This window comes from Pseudomonas sp. FG29 (assembly GCF_057809355.1).
This window is the reverse complement of record NZ_JBMDJU010000010.1, coordinates 52,474-69,086: the sequence shown is the minus strand read 5'-3', so window position 1 is coordinate 69,086 and position 16,613 is coordinate 52,474. Positions and strand designations below refer to the sequence as shown.

The following is a 16,613-nucleotide window of genomic DNA, read 5'->3' as shown; positions in this document are numbered from 1 at the left end:
TGGTGAAAAGCACTGCATGGCTCTTTCTATACTGCGCCCATCTACAACAGTGGCCTGTAACGCACGTGCCTTGGGCGCGGCGGGGAGAAAAACATGCGTGTTCTGGTTCTCGGCAGCGGTGTGATTGGTACCGCCAGTGCTTACTACCTCGCCCGTCAAGGCTTCGAGGTGGTGGTGGTCGACCGCCAGGATGGCCCGGCCTTGGAAACCAGCTTTGCCAACGCTGGCCAGGTTTCCCCCGGCTACGCGTCGCCCTGGGCCGCTCCGGGCGTGCCGCTGAAAGCCATCAAGTGGCTGCTGCAAAAGCACGCGCCGCTGGCGATCAAGGCCACCGGTGACGTCGACCAGTACCTGTGGATGGCGCAGATGCTGCGCAACTGCACCGCCAGCCGCTATGCGATCAACAAGGAGCGTATGGTGCGTCTGTCCGAGTACAGCCGCGACTGCCTCGACGAGCTGCGTGCCGAGACCGGTATCAGCTATGAAGGTCGCCAGCTCGGCACCACCCAGCTGTTCCGTACCCAGGCCCAGGTCGATGCCGCTGCCAAGGACATCGCCGTGCTGGAAGCCTCCGGCGTACCGTTCGAACTACTCGACCGCGACGGCATCGCCCGCGTCGAACCGGCGCTGGCTGGCGTCAAGCACAAGCTGGCCGGCGCTCTGCGCCTGCCCAACGACCAGACCGGCGACTGCCAGATGTTCACCACCAAGCTGGCGGACATGGCCAAGGCGCTCGGCGTCGAGTTCCGTTTCGGCCAGAACATCCAGCGTCTGGATGCTGTGGGCGACCGTATCAACGGTGTATGGATCGACGGCAAGCTGGAAACCGCTGATCGCTACGTGCTCGCTCTCGGCAGCTACAGCCCGCAACTGCTCAAGCCGCTGGGTATTCGTGCTCCGGTGTATCCGCTCAAGGGCTACTCGCTGACCGTGCCGATCACCAACCCGGACATGGCGCCGACCTCGACCATTCTCGACGAGACCTACAAGGTCGCCATCACCCGCTTCGACGGTCGCATCCGCGTCGGCGGTATGGCCGAGATCGCCGGTTTCGACCTGTCGCTCAATCCGCGTCGTCGCGAAACCCTGGAGATGATCACCTCCGACCTCTACCCGGAAGGCGGTGATCTGCAGCGCGCCGATTTCTGGACTGGCCTGCGCCCGGCCACGCCCGACGGTACCCCGATCGTCGGCGCCACCGCCTACCGCAACCTGTTCCTTAACACCGGTCACGGCACCCTGGGTTGGACCATGGCCTGCGGTTCCGGTCGTCTGCTGGCCGACCTGATGGCCAACAAGCGCCCGCAGATTAGCGCTGATGGCCTGGATATCTCGCGTTACTCGCGCAAGGCTCGCGAAGTGCACAGCGCACCGCAGCCGCTGCGCACCTGATAGGCTGCGCGGCCCGGAAATTCAAAGGAGATTCGCAGCATGTCGATCCAGCGCCTGCATGTGGCCAAACGCTACAGCGAAGTGGTGATCCACAACGGCACGATTTACCTCGCCGGCCAGTTGGCCGACGACTTCGACGGTGACATCCGCGAGCAGACCCGCCAGACCCTGGCCAACATCGACAAGATGCTGGCCGAGGGTGGCAGCGACAAGAGCAAGATCCTTTCGTTGACCATCTTCCTCAAGGACATGGCCGACTACGATGGTCTCAACGCCGAGTACGACGCCTGGGTTGCCGACGGCCATGCGCCGGCCCGCGCCTGTGTCGAGGCGAAGATGTACAAGCCTGAAGTACTGGTGGAAATGTGCGTGGTGGCGGCCGTCTGAGGCGACCACCATTGGGACAGTTTTTTACGGCCCGCCATCCTTGGCGGCCGCCCTTACGGGCCGTCGCTGGGCGACGTCAAAAATTGTTCCAGACAATTTTTTGTGTTGGCTTCTCGCCCGGCTTCCCCTGCCGGGCTTTTTTTATAGCGTGTGGCCCGGATGGCATCCGGGCTGCGAAACCAGCGAAGCAGTGAGAAATAACGAACCATGCGCCCTGCCCGTGCCCTGATCGACCTCGATGCCCTGCGTCACAACTACCGAATGGCCCGCGAGCTGAGCGGCGCGCGCGCCCTGGCCGTGGTCAAGGCCGATGCCTACGGGCATGGCGCGGTACGTTGCGCGCAGGCGCTACAGGGTGAGACCGACGGTTTTGCCGTGGCCTGCATCGAAGAAGCGCTGGTGCTGCGTGAGGCGGGTATCAGCGCACCGATCCTGCTGCTCGAAGGCTTCTTCGAGGCCGATGAGCTGGCGCTGATCGACCAGCATGAGCTGTGGTGCGTGGTACATGCTCAGTGGCAGATCGAGGCCATCGAACAGGCGCAACTGCTCAAGCCGCTGACTGTCTGGCTCAAGCTGGATTCCGGCATGCACCGTGTCGGTCTGCATCCGGCCGAGTACCAGGCTGCCTACCGCCGCCTGCTGGCCAGCGGCAAGGTCAGCAAGATCGTATTGATGAGCCACTTCGCCCGCGCTGACGAACTCGACTGCGGTCGTACCGCCGAGCAACTGGCAGTATTCCAGCAAGCACGCGAGGGACTCGCCGCCGAGGTCAGCCTGCGCAACTCGCCGGCCTTGCTGGGCTGGCCCCAGGTACCCAGCGACTGGGTGCGCCCTGGCATCATGCTGTATGGCGCCACTCCGTTCGAAGAGGCGCAGGAACAGGCCGCGTGCCTGCAGCCGGTGATGACCCTGGAATCGAAGGTCATCAGCGTGCGTGAACTGCCAGCGGGTGAGCCGGTGGGCTATGGCGCGCGCTTCATCGCCGAGCGGCCGACCCGCGTCGGCGTGGTCGCCATGGGCTATGCCGATGGTTATCCACGGCATGCGCCAACCGGCACGCCGGTGGCGGTGGACGGCCAACTGACGCGTCTGATCGGGCGTGTGTCGATGGACATGCTCACCGTCGACCTCACCGATCTGCCGCAGGCGGGCCTGGGCAGCCGCGTCGAGCTTTGGGGCAAGCAGGTGTTGGCCAGCGATGTCGCCACGGCGGCGGGCAGCATTCCCTACCAGATCTTCTGCAACCTGCGGCGGGTGCCGCTGCAGTACACGGGCGGCTGATTTCGCCGCCTGTAGGAGAGTCTGCACGCAGGCGTTGTAAATTCCGAACGCTATGCCATGATACGGACACTTTTCCGCATCCACCCCTTTAGGGAGGGTAACAGCATTGGACGTCGGCGTTCGCCTGCAATCGATTCGTAAGCTCAAAGGTCTATCCCAGCGTGAACTCGCCAAGCGTGCGGGCGTCACCAACAGCACCATCTCGATGATCGAGAAGAACAGCGTCAGTCCCTCGATCAGCTCGCTGAAAAAGGTGCTCAGCGGCATTCCCATGTCCCTGGTGGAATTCTTCTCCCTCGATCTGGAGCAGGAGAATCAGACCCAGGTGGTCTACCGGGCAGCCGAGCTTACCGATATCTGCAGCGGCGCCATCACCATGAAGCTGATCGGCAAGGCGCATCCGAGCCGGGCCATCGCCTTTCTCGACGAAACCTATCCAGCGGGTTCCGACACCGGCGACGACATGTACGCGCACGAGGGCGAGGAAGCCGGCATGCTGGTCGAGGGCCGCCTGGAGCTGACCGTCGGCAACGAGGTGTTCGTGCTGGAGCCGGGCGACAGCTACTACTTCGAGAGCAGCAAGCCGCACCGTTTCCGCAATCCCTTCGATGTACCGGCACGCCTGATCAGTGCCACCTCGCCGGCGAACTTCTAAGCTCGCTCCTTTTGCCTGATTGCAACCGGCTCGATCCGTTAACGGGTCGAGCCTGCATCAGCGGCCCAAGCGCTAGAATGGCGCCCTCATTCAATGGACAGAACCGGCCCCGCGCCGGTACGGCAAGGAGCCTGCAGCATGGCAGCCAGCAACAAGTGGTTGATTTCTTCGCTCGCCTATTACCTCGACTTTTTCACCGTCCCGCTGCTGATCATGGTGGCGTTGCTGATCGGGCCCGTTCTGTTCTGGCAGATGGTGGCCGGCGTATTGATCTGGAGCTTCGTCGAATACGCCATGCATCGTTTCCTCTTCCATTCGTTGTATCGCCGGGAACACTGGACGCATCACGTCGATGTGCTGGCGTTGATCGGCATTTCCAGCTGGAAGACCAGCGCGGCGTTCCTGGCGTTGGTGGTGCTTTTCCAGGCTCTGGGCATGGCCTCGCTGATCGCTGGCGTCATGCTGGGCTATCTGGCCTATATCAGCGTGCATTACGTCATGCACCGCCCTGAGCATCCGCTCTATCGCTTCATCCCCGGCCTGGTGCGCAACCACGACCTGCACCATCAGCGCGGAGTGGAAAAGAACTTCGGCGTCTCTTCTCCGCTCTGGGATCACATCCTGGGCACCTACGTGGCGGTAAGTCATGCCGAGCTGTCCGAGGGTGTGGGCAGCAAGGCCCGCTAAGCCTGCCTCTGTGCGCAGAAGTCTGCGACAATCTGGATTGTTTCGGCCTGACCGGCTAACCGTTATACTGTCGCCCGCTCGCGAAACCGTGGCCGCGGGCGTGACTAGCCACGAAGAGGGTGTACCGTGAATCTGATGAAGAAAATGCTGGCAGTACCGACTGCCGTATTGGCCCTGTGGGCAGTGACTGCTCAGGCCACGACCGATGAAGCCATCGCCGAACGCCTCAAGCCGGTCGGTGAAGTGTGTGTCATGGGCCAGGAGTGCAAGGGCGTCGGTACTGTCGCCGCAACTGCTGGCGGTGGCGCGCGCACCCCGGATGACATCATCGCCAAGCACTGCAACGCTTGCCATGGCACCGGTGTGCTGGGCGCGCCGAAGATCGGCGATACCGCAGCCTGGAAAGACCGCGCCGACCACCAGGGCGGCCTCGACGGCATCCTGGCCAAGGCCATTTCCGGCATCAACGCCATGCCGCCGAAAGGCACCTGCGCCGATTGCTCGGAAGACGAGCTGCGTGGCGCGATCAAGAAGATGTCCGGCCTGTAAGACCGACGCTTCCGAGAAGAGCCGCCCCATGGGCGGCTTTTTTGTGCGCGCCGTTCGGCAGTGTGTGGCTCGATTGTTTAGCAGGCTGCAATCCGAACGTCTGTAAAATTCGATTTAACGCATCTCTGGGCCTGTGCGACGCTGCCTAGCCATGAGTTCCCCAGCCTGTCGTGCCATGCCCCAGCAGCACCGTGCCCCCGCGCGGCGTCGTTTGCTGGAACGACTCAATCCGCTGCTGACCATCATCCTCGCCTTCTGGGCCTTGTGGCATTGCCGCCACGCCCGCCCGCCGGATGTCGTCCCCGCCCGCTGAATACCGATGGCTGCGCCATGCCCGCAGCCGCTGATACCCGTTTGTCTGCCTGTGCAACCTGTTCGAGATCGAGCGGGCCGTGCGGACATTGAGCGCCCAACTGGCGCAAGCGAGCGCAACATGACGACTTTCGCCCCCGTGCAGGAAGCTCAGGACTTCCTGACGAATAATCCCGATATCGAGCTGATCGAGCTGTTCATCCTCGACGCCAATGGCGTACCGCGCGGCAAGCTGCTGCACCGCGAGGAATTGCTGGCGCTGTACCAGAGTGGCCGACCGCTGCCGAGCACCATGCTCGGCCTGACCATCCAGGGCGAGGATGTCGAGGACTCCGGCCTGGTCTGGGAGGTGGGCGATATCGACTGCCGCGCCTACCCGTTGCCCGGCAGCCTGGTGCGCCTGCCCTGGCGGCAGATGCCCACCGCTGCCGTGCAGGTGTCGATGCACCCCAGCGAAGGTCTTCCAGCCACGCCCGCTGATCCACGCCAGTTGCTGATCCGCGTGATCGAGCAGCTCGAGGCCGAGGGGTATCATCCGGTGATGGCCTGCGAGCTGGAGTTCTACCTGCTCGACCAGAAGCGTGATGCCGAAGGCCGACCGCAGCCAGCGCTGGACGCCGATGGCGGCCGCCCACGACAGACCCAGGTCTACGGCCTGCGCGAACTGGAGCAGATCGAGCCGTTTCTGCGCGATCTCTATGCCGCGTGCAAGGCGCAGGGCATTCCCGCGCGCACGGCGATTTCCGAATACGCCCCCGGCCAGGTGGAAATCACCCTTGAGCATGGCCCGGTGCTGGCGGCGATGGATCAGGCGGTGCGCTACAAGCGCCTGGTCAAGGGCGTGGCGCACCGCCACGGCATGCAGGCCTGCTTCATGGCCAAGCCGTTCGATCACCTGGCCGGCACCGGCATGCACATGCACGTCAGCCTGGCCGATGCGCAGGGCAACAACCTCTTTGCCAGCGAAGATCCGGCCGGTACGCCGCTGCTGCGCGAGGCTGTAGGCGGCATGCTCGCCAGCCTGCTCGATTCGCTGCTGCTGTTCTGCCCCAACGCCAACTCCTACCGGCGCTTCCAGGCCAACAGCTACGCGCCGCTGGCGCCGACCTGGGGTGTGGACAACCGCACCGTCAGCCTGCGCGTGCCGGGTGGCCCGGCCAATACCCGGCATGTCGAGCACCGCATCTGCGGCGCCGACGCCAATCCTTACCTGGCGGCAGCGGCGATCCTTGCCGGGATTCACCGGGGTATTCGTGATCACCTCGACCCCGGCGCGCCAATCGAAGGCAATGGCTACGCCCAGGCCACCGAGTACCTGCCGACCCAGTGGTCGGCGGCGATCCAGGCGCTGGAGCAGTCCAGTTGGGCGCGCGATGCCTTCGGTGCCGATTTCCTCAAGGTGTATCTGGCGGTCAAGCGTGCCGAGTATCGCCAGTTCATGGGCGAGGTCGGTGAGCAGGACTGGCGCTGGTACCTGAGCAACGCCTGATGGCCCTGATTTGCAGAAGTCGCGGCTGAAGCCCCTCCCACGGGACACCCATACCTCCCGTTCCGTGGGAGGGGCTTTAGCCGCGACAATAGATTTATCGGTGCAAACGCACCCCAAGGACATGCAATGAACACGATCAAGCAACCCGCCAAACCCGCCGCCGAGCGCGCGCCGTCCTACTACTCGGCCTCGCTCAATTTCGAGAGCGACTACCCGACCCTGCAGGGCAGTGTCACCGTCGACGTGGCCATCATCGGTGGCGGCTTCACCGGCATTGCCACGGCGGTTGAGCTGGCCGAGCGCGGCCTCAAGGTGGCCGTGGTGGAAACCAACAAGGTCGGCTGGGGCGCCAGCGGGCGCAACGGCGGCCAGGTCACCGGCAGCCTGTCCGGCGACGAGGCCATGCGCAAGCAGATGCGCAACACGCTGGGCGACGAGGTGGACGACTTCATCTGGCACCTGCGCTGGCGCGGCCACGAAATCATCAAGAGCCGCGTGGCCAAGTACGGCATCGACTGCGACCTCAAGTACGGCCATCTGCATACGGCGATGAAAGCCAGCCATATGGACGAGCTCAAGGCGACCTACGACGAAGCGCTGCGCCGGGGCATGGAAGCCGATGTCACCCTGCTCGACGCTGCTGGCGTGCGTGCGCAACTGGGCAGCGACCTGTACTGCGGCGCGCTGAAGAACACCCGTAACATGCACCTGCACCCGCTCAACCTGTGCCTCGGCGAGGCCAAGGCCGCCGAGAGCCTGGGCGCGCTGATCTTCGAGCACTCCGAAGTGCTGGATATCGTCCACGGCCCGCGTCCGGCGGTGGTCACCACGGGCGGGCGCATCGAGGCCAAGCAGGTGCTGCTGGCCGGTGACGTCTACCACAAGCTGGAGCGGCGCAAGCTCAAGGGCATGATCTTCCCGGCCATGGGTGGCATCGTCACCACCGCGCCGCTGGGCGCCGAGCTGATCGAGGCGATCAACCCACATGACCTCGCGGTGTACGACTGCCGCTTCGTGCTCGACTACTACCGCCTGACCGGCGATGGTCGCCTGCTGTTCGGCGGCGGTGCCAACTACTCCGGGCGTGACTCACGCGACATCGCCGGCGAGCTGCGCCCGTGCATCGAGCGCACCTTCCCACAGCTCAAGGGCGTGCAGATCGATTTCCAGTGGAGCTGCGCCATGGGCATCGTGATGAACCGCATCCCGCAACTGGGCAAGCTCTCGTCCAACGTCTGGTACTGCCAGGGCTACTCCGGCCACGGCGTGGCGACCACCCACATCATGGGCGAGATCATGGCCAAGGCCATCACCGGTGACCTGGAACAGTACGACACCTTCGCCGCCTGCAAACACATCAAGGTGCCGCTCGGCGACCAGCTCGGCAACCCGATGCTGGCCGCCGGCATGTGGTACTACCAGATGCTCGAGAAGCTGCGCTGACCACCGGCATTAGCCACCCTGCGCCTGCAAAAACAACGCAAACAGCTCCGACTGCGACTTGATCCCCAGCTTGCTGTAGACGTGCTTGCGGTGCACCTTCACGGTCTCCGCCGAGATGGCCAGTTTGCGCGCCACTTCCTTGCTGGAGTGGCCGCTGAGCATCAATCGCACTACTTCCAGTTCGCGCCCGGTCAGCGCCGTTTCCACTTGCCGGGCCATCTGTTCCAGGCGTTCCTGCCAGGGCGGCGGGGCGCTGGGTTCGCCCGGTTCCGGTTCGAACGCCAGGCGCTGGCGCATCAGCGCGGTGACCCAGGGCTGCACCAGGCTGAGCAGGGCGATCTGTTCCGGGCGGAAGGCCTGGCGCGAGCCCAGCGACAGGCACAGGGTGCGCTCGCCGGGCAGCGGCAGGTTGATCTGCACTTCGTCGGCCACCACGTTGAGGCTGAAGTAACGGCGGAAGTAGTCGGTCTGCTCGAAGCACTCGGGCGCCACGTCAGCCAGACGCACCAGGCCGTCGCGGCGGCCTTCGCGGCTGGCGATGTAGAAGGGGTCGAGCAGGTACAGGCCGCGCAGGTAATCCTGGAACAGCAGGTCGGGCTCGCCGTCGTCGCCGGCGCATTCGGCCAGCACCTGCGGCCTTCCCTCGCTGAAGATCAGCGCCACCCAGCTGTCGTGCGCCACGTATTGCCCCAGCGTGCGCACCAGGGCGCGCCAGAAGTGCGGGCTGGGCAGAGCGTCGATGAGTTCGCCTACGCTGCGGTGAAAGGCGATGTCGTGCAAGGTCATGGTCATGCCTCTACCCCCTGGGGGTTACCCCACGTGCGTGATTTCGCCCGGGCGACCCTGTCTCCATACTCGAACCCTGGCGGATGGCTGCCGGCATTCTGGTTAGCCGCCGCGCGCCGTGCAACAACAAGAATCGGAGCCCTGTCATGCAAGTCGAACTCGTCCAGCTCGCTGGCCGTGATGGCGATACCGCCTACAACCTCGCTGCCGCGCTGGAGGCCATCGCCGGTTGCGCGGCGGGCACCCGTCTGGTGGTGTTCCCGGAAACCTATCTGACCGGCTTCCCCACTGCCGAGAACATCGCCGCCCTGGCCGAGCCGCTGGATGGCACGAGCCTGCAGGCGATCCGCCGCGCTGCTGGTGAACGCGGCCTGGCCGTGGCCATCGGCATCGCCGAAAACGACAACGGCCATTTCTACAACACCACGGTGCTGCTCGACGGTGATGACCTCGTGCTCAAGTATCGCAAGACCCACCTGTGGGCATCGGATCGCGGCGTGTTCGAGCCGGGCGACCGTTATGCCACGGCGCTGCTCGATGACGTGCGCGTCGGCCTGCTGGTGTGCTTCGACATCGAATTCCCGGAAAGCGCCCGCGCCCTGGGCGAGCTGGGCGCCGAGCTGCTGATCGTCACCAACGGCAACATGGATCCCTACGGGCCGACCCACCGCACCGCGATCATGGCGCGGGCCATGGAGAACCAGGCCTATGCGGTGATGACCAATCGCGTCGGCGAAGGCGATGGCGGTCTGGTGTTCGCCGGTGGCAGCGCGGTGGTCGACCCCTCCGGCACCCTGCTGCTGGAGGCCGGTCGCGAGCCGTGTCGGCAGACCATCGAGCTGGACTTCCAGCGCCTGGCCGAAGCGCGTCGCGACTACCGCTACCTGGATGAGCGGCGCATGCCGATGCCCGGCCAGCGTGTCGAGCACGACAGCGGTTTACGTGAGCTGCTGATCCCCTGAGTTCTCTTATCGACGGGCGCCATCGATGCGCCCGCAGTGGCTCGTGCCGCGCGTTTTTTGCCGACTTCGGCTCTGCCATAACAATTTAAAAAACGGGAGTAGCAAGTAATGGCTCGTCTGCAACGATCCCTCTCACTGGGGGCGGTGGTGCTCTTCGGCATCGCCTACATGACACCCATCATCGTTCTTGGCACCTTCGGCATCCTCGCCGAGATCAGTCGTGGCGCGGTGCCCGCCGCATACGTCGCCGCCTCGCTGGCGATGCTCTTCACCGCCCTCAGTTACGCGCGCATGGCCGCGTTGTTCCCGGTGGCCGGCTCGGCCTACAGCTACGTGCGCCGCAGCATCAACGATCACCTGGGCTTCATCGCCGGCTGGTCGGTGCTGCTCGACTACCTGTTCCTGCCCATGGCCATCTGGCTGATCGGCGCGGCCTACCTGTATTCAGCCTTCCCCGAGGTGCCGCAGGCGCTGTGGGTGCTGGCCTTCATCCTGGTCACCAGCCTGATCAACGTGATCGGCTTGCGCCTGGCCAAGGGCATCAACGGCGTGCTGATGCTGGTGCAGTTCCTCGTGCTGCTGGCCTTCGTGGCACTCTGCGTGCACTACGTAGTGGGCGATGCGAGCCAGCCTTTGTGGTCGCTCGAACCCTTCATTGGCGAGGGCATGAACGTTTCGCTGGTGATGGCCGGCGCGGCAGTGGCCTGCTACTCCTTCCTCGGCTTCGATGCGGTCAGCACCCTGACCGAGGAAACCCATGAGCCGCAGCGCACCATCCCGCGGGCGATCCTGCTGATCACCCTGATCGGCGGGCTGATCTTCGTGGTCACCGCCTACTTCGTGCAGCTGGCGCACCCGTCCACCGTCTTCGAAAGCAGCGATGCGGCGGCCTACGAGATTGCCCGCAATATCGGCGGCGATCTGTTCGTGTCGTTCTTCCTCATCGGCCTGATCGTCGGCCAGTTCACCTCGGGCCTGTCGGCCCAGGCCAGCGCCTCGCGCCTGATGTACGCCATGGGCCGCGACGGTGTGCTGCCGCGTGCCCTGCTAGGCACCCTGAGCCCGCGCTTCGGCACCCCGGTGGGCGCCATCGTGGTCTGCGCGGTGGTGGCCTTGCTGGCGCTGAAGCTGGACGTCACCACCTCGACCTCTTTCATCAACTTCGGCGCTTTCCTCGCCTTCAGCCTGGTCAACCTCTCGGTGATCGTGCACTTCGCTCGCCAGCCGCAGGCGCGTGGGCCGCTGCAGGTGCTGCGCTACCTGCTGTGCCCGGCGCTCGGCCTGCTGGCGACGCTGTGGTTGATGATCAGCCTGGATCGCCTGGCGATCATGCTCGGCTGCGCCTGGCTGGTGATCGGTGGCCTGTACCTGGCCTGGCTCACCGGAGGCTTCCGTCGCCGTCCGCCGGAGCTGCAGTTCGATGATGCCGATGCCTGAGTTGCGTGGCCGGACCTGATTCGCGCTCGGCGACGAAGGTCACCGGCTTCGAGCCATCGGCATTGAGCTGAAGGATGCGCTTGGGCCGGCCCTGCTCGTCGAAGAACACCTGGCCGAGCCCCGCGCCATTCCAAAGCCGCTCACCCGAGCGGCTGCGATCCGGGATCATTGGGCTGACGCGCATGCGCCGGCGCTTGGTCAGCCAGTTGAGCGGCGACCAGGGCGCGTAGAGCCAGCGATTGAGGCGGTCGAACCAGTCCAGCAGCTTGGCCGGGAATTCGTTCTTGATGCCGCTGCTGGTGATCTGCCAGATGGTCGGGCTGGCGCGACGGTGGCGGATGCGCACGCGGTAAACGAAGGAGTAGTGCACGTCGCCGGAAAGGATGACGAAGTCCCCCGGTGTGCGTGAGTGGCGGAAGATGTTCAGCATCACGCTGGCCGCGCCGCGATGGGCCATCCAGTTCTCCGCATCGACCATCAGCGGGTGGCCGGCGAGGGTGAAGAGTTTCTGGATGCCTTCGATCAGCTTCACGCCGAACATCGGCGCGGGCGAGACGATGATGCAGCTGGGGTGATCGAGCAGCGCCTGCTGGAAGTCGCACAGCGCCTCCCAATCCATCAGCCCCGAGGGCCTGGACAGGTGCCCCTCGCTGCGCCAGCGCCGGGTGCGGGTGTCGAGCACCAGCAAGGCCGGCGTAGTGGGCAGCACGTAATGCCAGTGCTCGAAGTGCAGCAGGGTGTCGATCAGTTCGTCCTGCGCCTTGGCATGCAGATGGTTGTCCTGTCGCTGCTTTAACAGCCTGGAGCAGGCTTGCAGCGGCTCCTCGAAGGCATCCGGATGGTTGCCCCAGCCCTGGCACAGCAGATAGGCGAGCAGGGCGTTGCCGATGATGCGTTTGGAGAAGGGGTGACCGTAGGCGGTCTGCTCCCAGCGCGCGGACAGGTTCCAGTCATCGGTGACGTCGTGGTCGTCGAAGATCATCAGCGTTGGCAGGTGGGCGAATACCCGGGCGACCTGACCAAGGCTTTGGCGGAAGGCGTCTATGCGCTGACGCTCGTCGGCGTAGCGTTGCTGCTGCGCGTCATCCAGCGGCGGCTGGCTTTCCTCGATCAGCGTCCAGGGCACCGGCGACCAGACCAGCAGGTACATGGCGATCATCTCGGCGAAGGTCACCAGGTGATTGTCGGCGCTGCTGCTGGTGAAGATGGGTTTCTCCACACCGCCGAAGAACTTGTCGCGCAGGGTCTGGTTGCTCTTCAGCGCGGGCAGCAGCTCGGCGCGCTGGTAGTAGCCGACCGGGGTGGCGTAGAGCGCCTGGCTGTCCTCGACCACGGCGCCTTCGAGCCACTCGTCGAACAGGCCGAGGCGGGCGATCAACTGGTGAATGGCGCAGAGCATCGGCCCCGCAACGTCGTCGACATAGACCTGGTCGCCGCTCATCAGCAGCAACGCCGGGCGCTGCGTGGCGTCGTGGGGCTCGGCCAGCAGGCGGTCGGCGCAGAGCAGGCCGTCGGCCGCCGGATGATGCGGTTTGCGGCAGGAGCCATGGAGCAACTGGTCGACCCGTGAGCGCAGGACGAAGTCGGCGTGTTCGGCGCCGTCGTAGAGCAGGTGCGGCGCCCAGTCGGCCAGGCCACGTGCGGCGTTGTCCTCGACGATCTGCAGGTCGTAAGCGATGCGCACGTCCTGCGGCAGGGCCTGCTGCAGCGGCAGGTCGATCAGGTGCAGCACGGCATGGCGCCCCGGCGGCAGGCGCTGGCAGTGTTCATCGAGCATCAGGCTGCGCGGCGCTTCGCCTTCGGGCCGCAGCCAAAGCTGCAGGCTCAGTTCGCGGCTGGCCACCAGCCACAACACCAGGCGGCCGGGCTCCAGGCGCCGCAGCAGCGGGCCGGCGAGGACATCGGGAAAGGGCATGTGCGGGTGGTCGGTCATCGAAGCGCTAGATCCGGAGGCAAAAAGACTGACATTCGACAGTGGCAGGAGGCCAGCGGTTCAGCAGGCGGCCTGGCGTAGGCGCTGCAGGTCGAGGATCTCGATCTCGCCGTAGGTCAGGCGCACGATGCCCTGGGCTTCCAGCTCCTTGAGGATCTGGTTGGTGGTCTGGCGTGACAGCGACAGCATCAGCGCGAGCTGCTCCTGGGCCAGGTGCAGCACCTGGCGCGGTTCGCCTTCGCCGTAGTTCTCGGCGATCAGCAGCAGGCGCCGGGCCAGGCGTGGCGCGGCGGGCAGCAGGCTCATGTCTTCCAGGGCGAGGAACGCCAGGCGCAGCTTGTGGCTCATCAGCAGGGCGAAGTCGCGCCAATGCTGCGGTTGGCGTTCGAGCAGGGCGAGCAGCTCGGTCTGCGGCAACAGCAGCAGGGTGCTGGCGCTCTCGGCGAAGGCATCGTGGGTGCGCGGCAGGTTATCGAACAGGGAGATCTCGCCGAACCAGTAGGGTGGCTCGACCAGGGTCAGCAGCGCTTCCTTGCCGCTCTCGCTGACGGCGCCGATACGCACCGCGCCTTCGACCACCGCATACAGCCCGCTGGGTTTGTCACCACGGCGGAACAGCCGCTGACCGGCGTCGAGGCGCTGCACCTGGGCCATGGCCAGCAGGGCATCGCGCAGCACCTGCGGCAGCGCGGCGAACCAGTGGCCCTGCAGCAGACGTGCGAGGTGGGCGTGGGCATCGGGCATGGTGACTCCTGCGGTTGGGCGGCATTGTCGGCTAGCTGACAGAGGGGCGGTGCCAGGCGGAGGGATGATGCCCCGGCCTGTATCACTGCTGAGGACGATAACAATGAAAACCCTCGTCGATCACCTGGCCCAGTATGCGGCCTATCACCGTGACCGCCGCAACATCGCCAGCCACTTCATCGGCATCCCCATGATCGTATTGGCCGTGGCCGTGCTGTTGTCGCGCCCCGGTTTCGAGCTGGCCGGTCTGTGGCTGGCACCTGCGACCCTGACGGCACTGGCGGCGGCGCTGTTCTACCTGCGTCTGGACGGCCGCTTCGGCCTGGTCATGAGCGGCCTGTTGCTGCTCTGCCTGTGGTGCGCCGCCAAGCTGGCGGTGGCGAGCACGGCCGCCTGGCTGTCAGCAGGCCTTGGTCTGTTCGTGGTCGGCTGGGTCATCCAGTTCGTCGGCCATTACTACGAGGGGCGCAAGCCGGCGTTCGTCGACGATGTCATGGGGCTGATCGTCGGGCCGCTGTTCGTGGTGGCCGAGGCGGCCTTCCTGCTCGGCCTGCGCAAGGAGGTCGAGCACGCCGTGGTGGAGATCGCCGGCCCGACCTGCATTCGCGAGAAGAAGGCACTGGCCTGAGCATTGGTTTGTCGCGGCTGAAGCCCCTCCCACAGGCGCAGGGCTCAGCCGCGAGCCTCGCTAGGTTCTGTACGAAAAGTGCCTGCACTCGGTGATGCTTCGTTAAAAACAGGTTCGGAATGCTCATTTACAGCTCGTAAACTCCGCTTCCTCACCTGTTTTTGCCTCGCCTGACCTTCGCTCGACGACTTTTCGTACAGAGCCTAGAACATGTCCATCCACTGCGTGGTCAACGCACGGGTATGCCGATCCACGGTGATCGGCGCGAAGGGGCGGCCGGACACGCTGATCAGCGCGCTGCTCTTGCTGTTCATGTCGGCCAGGGCGGCGCGCAGGTAGCCCCAGCGAGTCTTGAGCTTGGCCACCTGCGGATCTTTCTTCTCATCCAGGGGCGCCAGTTGCGCATCGATGGCCGGTAGCAACAGGCGTTCATCCTGCCCCAGGTAGGTGTCCGGCTGTTCGCGGGCGATCTCGAAGGTGCCCATGTACGAACGCGCCAGGTACTGCACGCCGAGGTACTCGATCTTGGCCGCCAGTTCGCTGTCGTCACCCTGTGCGCGCGGCAGGGTGCGGGCAATGGCGAGAAAGTCGCGCAGGGAGCGGCTAAGATCCTCGGGGTAGCGCCACGGCACATGCTCATCGCCGGGGCCGTAGCTGACACCATTGCGCAACTGGGTCACCAGCGCCTGGTGGGCCTGGTTCAGCTCGGCATTGTCTTTCATACCCTGCATGTCTGCGGCCAGCGCCGCGAGATCGGCTTCCAGGCGTTGCAGGTGCACCTTCTGGAAGCCTTCGCCACGTAACAGCAGCAGGCTGCTGGTGGCGCGGCTGGCGTTGACCTGAATCTGTTCCTGCGGGGTGATGGCTTCGGCGAAGGTAATGGGCGAAAGCCCGGCGAGAATGCCCAACGTCCAGACGAACGCTCGGCGCAGCACGGCATGACGCTGCATTCGGGGTGCTCCTTGTTATTGTTGTGAGCGGTATGGGCGTCAGCGACGCCGCGTCAAGAGTAATGCGCGCTGCCAGCCGGAGCATGAGCCAAAAGAGTGATTTCGTCGGAAATCGCGGCCGTTCGGTCGTTTTATCGGAAGCGGCGCAGGTGTTCGACGCCACTTCGTTTCAGACCAACCCGCGCAGCGCCAGGTTGGCGCCGAGCAACAGCAGGCCGATGAAGAACCAGCGTTTGAAGCGCTCCGCACTGATGCGCTTGCGCAGCCATTGGCCGGCGACCATGCCCTGCAAGGCGGGCAGCAGCGCCAGGGCGGAGAGGCCGAGCACCGCCGGTTGCAACAGCTCGCCGCTGTGGCCGATGGCAACCGCCAGTGCCAGGGTGGAAACGCTGAACGACAGCCCCAGTGCCTGCACCAGGTCGTCCTTCTCCAGGCCGATGGCCTGCAGGTAAGGCACGGCAGGGATCACGAACACGCCGGTCACCGCAGTGATCGCCCCGGTGATGGCTCCGATCAGCGGGCCTAGCCAGGCTTCCTTGGCTCGCTCCACGCGAAAGTGCACCTTGGCCAAACCGAGCAGTGCGTAGAGCACCAGGGCAGCGCCCAGCCAGCGGGTGGCGCCGGGCAGGTCGAGACTCTGCAGCAGGCCGGCGACCAGCAGCGTGCCGAACAGGATGCCCAGCAGCATCGGCCACAGGCGGCGCAGCATCGGCAGCGGGCTGCGGCCGTCGTACAGTTGCCAGATGTTGGTCACCATCGACGGGATGATCAGCAGCGCGGCGGCTTGCAGCGGCGCCATCACCAGGCCGAGCAGGCCGACGGCGATGGTTGGTAGACCGAGGCCGACCACGCCCTTGACCATCCCGGCGAGCAGGAAGGTGACGAGAATCAACGGCAGGTATTCAGTCATCGCATCGTTCCCTGCTGCTGGCCAGGCTTGGCCTCGACTTCGAGTATCACGGTGAGCATCGGCATTCT

At 65.1% G+C, this 16,613-nt stretch carries 17 protein-coding genes; 12 read left to right on the top strand and 5 right to left on the bottom strand.

Annotated features, from left to right (window positions below; all coding sequences use genetic code 11):
- Positions 1 to 93 precede the first annotated feature (93 nt).
- From dadA to ACODS1_RS12660, 9 genes are all read left to right on the top strand, one after another.
- The gene (dadA, locus tag ACODS1_RS12700) at positions 94 to 1,392 is read left to right on the top strand and encodes a D-amino acid dehydrogenase (RefSeq protein WP_489085934.1); all 1,299 of its coding nucleotides are present in this window, start codon (positions 94 to 96) and stop codon (positions 1,390 to 1,392) included.
- 39 nt (positions 1,393 to 1,431) lie between these two features.
- On the top strand, positions 1,432 to 1,779 hold the full coding sequence (locus ACODS1_RS12695) for a RidA family protein (protein ID WP_013713456.1): 348 nt from the start codon (positions 1,432 to 1,434) through the stop codon (positions 1,777 to 1,779).
- Positions 1,780 to 1,986: 207 nt separating this feature from the next.
- A complete protein-coding gene (gene alr / locus ACODS1_RS12690) occupies positions 1,987 to 3,060 on the top strand; it encodes an alanine racemase (RefSeq protein ID WP_489085933.1) in 1,074 nt (357 codons plus the stop codon).
- A 106-nt stretch (positions 3,061 to 3,166) separates the two neighbouring features.
- Complete coding sequence (locus tag ACODS1_RS12685) at positions 3,167 to 3,715, top strand: cupin domain-containing protein (protein WP_322979544.1); 549 nt, start codon at positions 3,167 to 3,169, stop codon at positions 3,713 to 3,715.
- A gap of 138 nt (positions 3,716 to 3,853) precedes the next feature.
- Complete coding sequence (locus ACODS1_RS12680) at positions 3,854 to 4,402, top strand: sterol desaturase family protein (protein ID WP_322979543.1); 549 nt, start codon at positions 3,854 to 3,856, stop codon at positions 4,400 to 4,402.
- Between the two features lie 126 nt (positions 4,403 to 4,528).
- Positions 4,529 to 4,951, top strand: coding sequence for a c-type cytochrome (locus ACODS1_RS12675; protein WP_322979542.1), 423 nt, complete (start codon positions 4,529 to 4,531; stop codon positions 4,949 to 4,951).
- Between the two features lie 151 nt (positions 4,952 to 5,102).
- The gene (locus tag ACODS1_RS12670; RefSeq protein WP_489085932.1) at positions 5,103 to 5,264 is read left to right on the top strand and encodes a hypothetical protein; all 162 of its coding nucleotides are present in this window, start codon (positions 5,103 to 5,105) and stop codon (positions 5,262 to 5,264) included.
- A gap of 120 nt (positions 5,265 to 5,384) precedes the next feature.
- On the top strand, positions 5,385 to 6,752 hold the full coding sequence (locus tag ACODS1_RS12665) for a glutamine synthetase family protein (RefSeq protein WP_489085931.1): 1,368 nt from the start codon (positions 5,385 to 5,387) through the stop codon (positions 6,750 to 6,752).
- Between the two features lie 126 nt (positions 6,753 to 6,878).
- The gene (locus tag ACODS1_RS12660) at positions 6,879 to 8,195 is read left to right on the top strand and encodes an NAD(P)/FAD-dependent oxidoreductase (RefSeq protein WP_489085930.1); all 1,317 of its coding nucleotides are present in this window, start codon (positions 6,879 to 6,881) and stop codon (positions 8,193 to 8,195) included.
- A 9-nt stretch (positions 8,196 to 8,204) separates the two neighbouring features.
- Here the strand turns inward: ACODS1_RS12660 and ACODS1_RS12655 are convergent, their stop codons facing one another.
- Entirely contained in the window at positions 8,205 to 8,987 is a 783-nt protein-coding gene (locus tag ACODS1_RS12655; RefSeq protein ID WP_322979539.1) for a helix-turn-helix transcriptional regulator, read from the bottom strand.
- Between the two features lie 140 nt (positions 8,988 to 9,127).
- On the opposite strand from ACODS1_RS12655, the gene ACODS1_RS12650 reads away from it, so the two are divergent.
- Complete coding sequence (locus ACODS1_RS12650; RefSeq protein WP_489085929.1) at positions 9,128 to 9,943, top strand: carbon-nitrogen hydrolase family protein; 816 nt, start codon at positions 9,128 to 9,130, stop codon at positions 9,941 to 9,943.
- Between the two features lie 108 nt (positions 9,944 to 10,051).
- The gene (locus ACODS1_RS12645) at positions 10,052 to 11,380 is read left to right on the top strand and encodes an APC family permease (protein WP_489085928.1); all 1,329 of its coding nucleotides are present in this window, start codon (positions 10,052 to 10,054) and stop codon (positions 11,378 to 11,380) included.
- Here the strand turns inward: ACODS1_RS12645 and ACODS1_RS12640 are convergent.
- Together ACODS1_RS12640 and ACODS1_RS12635 are read right to left on the bottom strand one after the other, a co-directional pair.
- Positions 11,322 to 13,313, bottom strand: a complete 1,992-nt coding sequence (locus ACODS1_RS12640) for a metallophosphoesterase family protein (RefSeq protein ID WP_489085927.1) — start codon at positions 13,311 to 13,313, stop codon at positions 11,322 to 11,324. The genes ACODS1_RS12645 and ACODS1_RS12640 overlap by 59 nt on opposite strands.
- 60 nt (positions 13,314 to 13,373) lie before the next feature.
- The gene (locus ACODS1_RS12635) at positions 13,374 to 14,057 is read right to left on the bottom strand and encodes a Crp/Fnr family transcriptional regulator (RefSeq protein WP_489085926.1); all 684 of its coding nucleotides are present in this window, start codon (positions 14,055 to 14,057) and stop codon (positions 13,374 to 13,376) included.
- 103 nt (positions 14,058 to 14,160) lie between these two features.
- Here ACODS1_RS12635 and ACODS1_RS12630 point away from each other — a divergent pair, with 103 nt between their 5' ends.
- Complete coding sequence (locus tag ACODS1_RS12630; RefSeq protein ID WP_322979534.1) at positions 14,161 to 14,685, top strand: Mpo1 family 2-hydroxy fatty acid dioxygenase; 525 nt, start codon at positions 14,161 to 14,163, stop codon at positions 14,683 to 14,685.
- Between the two features lie 203 nt (positions 14,686 to 14,888).
- Here the strand turns inward: ACODS1_RS12630 and ACODS1_RS12625 are convergent, their stop codons facing one another.
- Entirely contained in the window at positions 14,889 to 15,635 is a 747-nt protein-coding gene (locus ACODS1_RS12625; protein ID WP_489085925.1) for a hypothetical protein, read from the bottom strand.
- Between the two features lie 169 nt (positions 15,636 to 15,804).
- The gene (locus tag ACODS1_RS12620; RefSeq protein ID WP_489085924.1) at positions 15,805 to 16,545 is read right to left on the bottom strand and encodes a sulfite exporter TauE/SafE family protein; all 741 of its coding nucleotides are present in this window, start codon (positions 16,543 to 16,545) and stop codon (positions 15,805 to 15,807) included.
- Positions 16,546 to 16,613 lie beyond the last annotated feature (68 nt).

Excerpts from the sequence above, each read along its gene's own strand:
- ACODS1_RS12620 (WP_489085924.1), bottom strand. The coding sequence starts at position 16,545 with ATGACTGAATACCTGCCGTTGATTCTCGTCACCTTCCTGCTCGCCGGG.
- ACODS1_RS12660 (WP_489085930.1), top strand. The coding sequence starts at position 6,879 with ATGAACACGATCAAGCAACCCGCCAAACCCGCCGCCGAGCGCGCGCCG.
- ACODS1_RS12635 (WP_489085926.1), bottom strand. The coding sequence starts at position 14,057 with ATGCCCGATGCCCACGCCCACCTCGCACGTCTGCTGCAGGGCCACTGG.
- ACODS1_RS12625 (WP_489085925.1), bottom strand. The coding sequence starts at position 15,635 with ATGCAGCGTCATGCCGTGCTGCGCCGAGCGTTCGTCTGGACGTTGGGC.
- ACODS1_RS12630 (WP_322979534.1), top strand. The coding sequence starts at position 14,161 with ATGAAAACCCTCGTCGATCACCTGGCCCAGTATGCGGCCTATCACCGT.
- dadA (WP_489085934.1), top strand. The coding sequence starts at position 94 with ATGCGTGTTCTGGTTCTCGGCAGCGGTGTGATTGGTACCGCCAGTGCT.
- ACODS1_RS12640 (WP_489085927.1), bottom strand. The coding sequence starts at position 13,313 with ATGACCGACCACCCGCACATGCCCTTTCCCGATGTCCTCGCCGGCCCG.
- alr (WP_489085933.1), top strand. The coding sequence starts at position 1,987 with ATGCGCCCTGCCCGTGCCCTGATCGACCTCGATGCCCTGCGTCACAAC.
- ACODS1_RS12655 (WP_322979539.1), bottom strand. The coding sequence starts at position 8,987 with ATGACCATGACCTTGCACGACATCGCCTTTCACCGCAGCGTAGGCGAA.
- ACODS1_RS12695 (WP_013713456.1), top strand. The coding sequence starts at position 1,432 with ATGTCGATCCAGCGCCTGCATGTGGCCAAACGCTACAGCGAAGTGGTG.
- ACODS1_RS12665 (WP_489085931.1), top strand. The coding sequence starts at position 5,385 with ATGACGACTTTCGCCCCCGTGCAGGAAGCTCAGGACTTCCTGACGAAT.
- ACODS1_RS12650 (WP_489085929.1), top strand. The coding sequence starts at position 9,128 with ATGCAAGTCGAACTCGTCCAGCTCGCTGGCCGTGATGGCGATACCGCC.
- ACODS1_RS12645 (WP_489085928.1), top strand. The coding sequence starts at position 10,052 with ATGGCTCGTCTGCAACGATCCCTCTCACTGGGGGCGGTGGTGCTCTTC.
- ACODS1_RS12680 (WP_322979543.1), top strand. The coding sequence starts at position 3,854 with ATGGCAGCCAGCAACAAGTGGTTGATTTCTTCGCTCGCCTATTACCTC.
- ACODS1_RS12670 (WP_489085932.1), top strand. The coding sequence starts at position 5,103 with ATGAGTTCCCCAGCCTGTCGTGCCATGCCCCAGCAGCACCGTGCCCCC.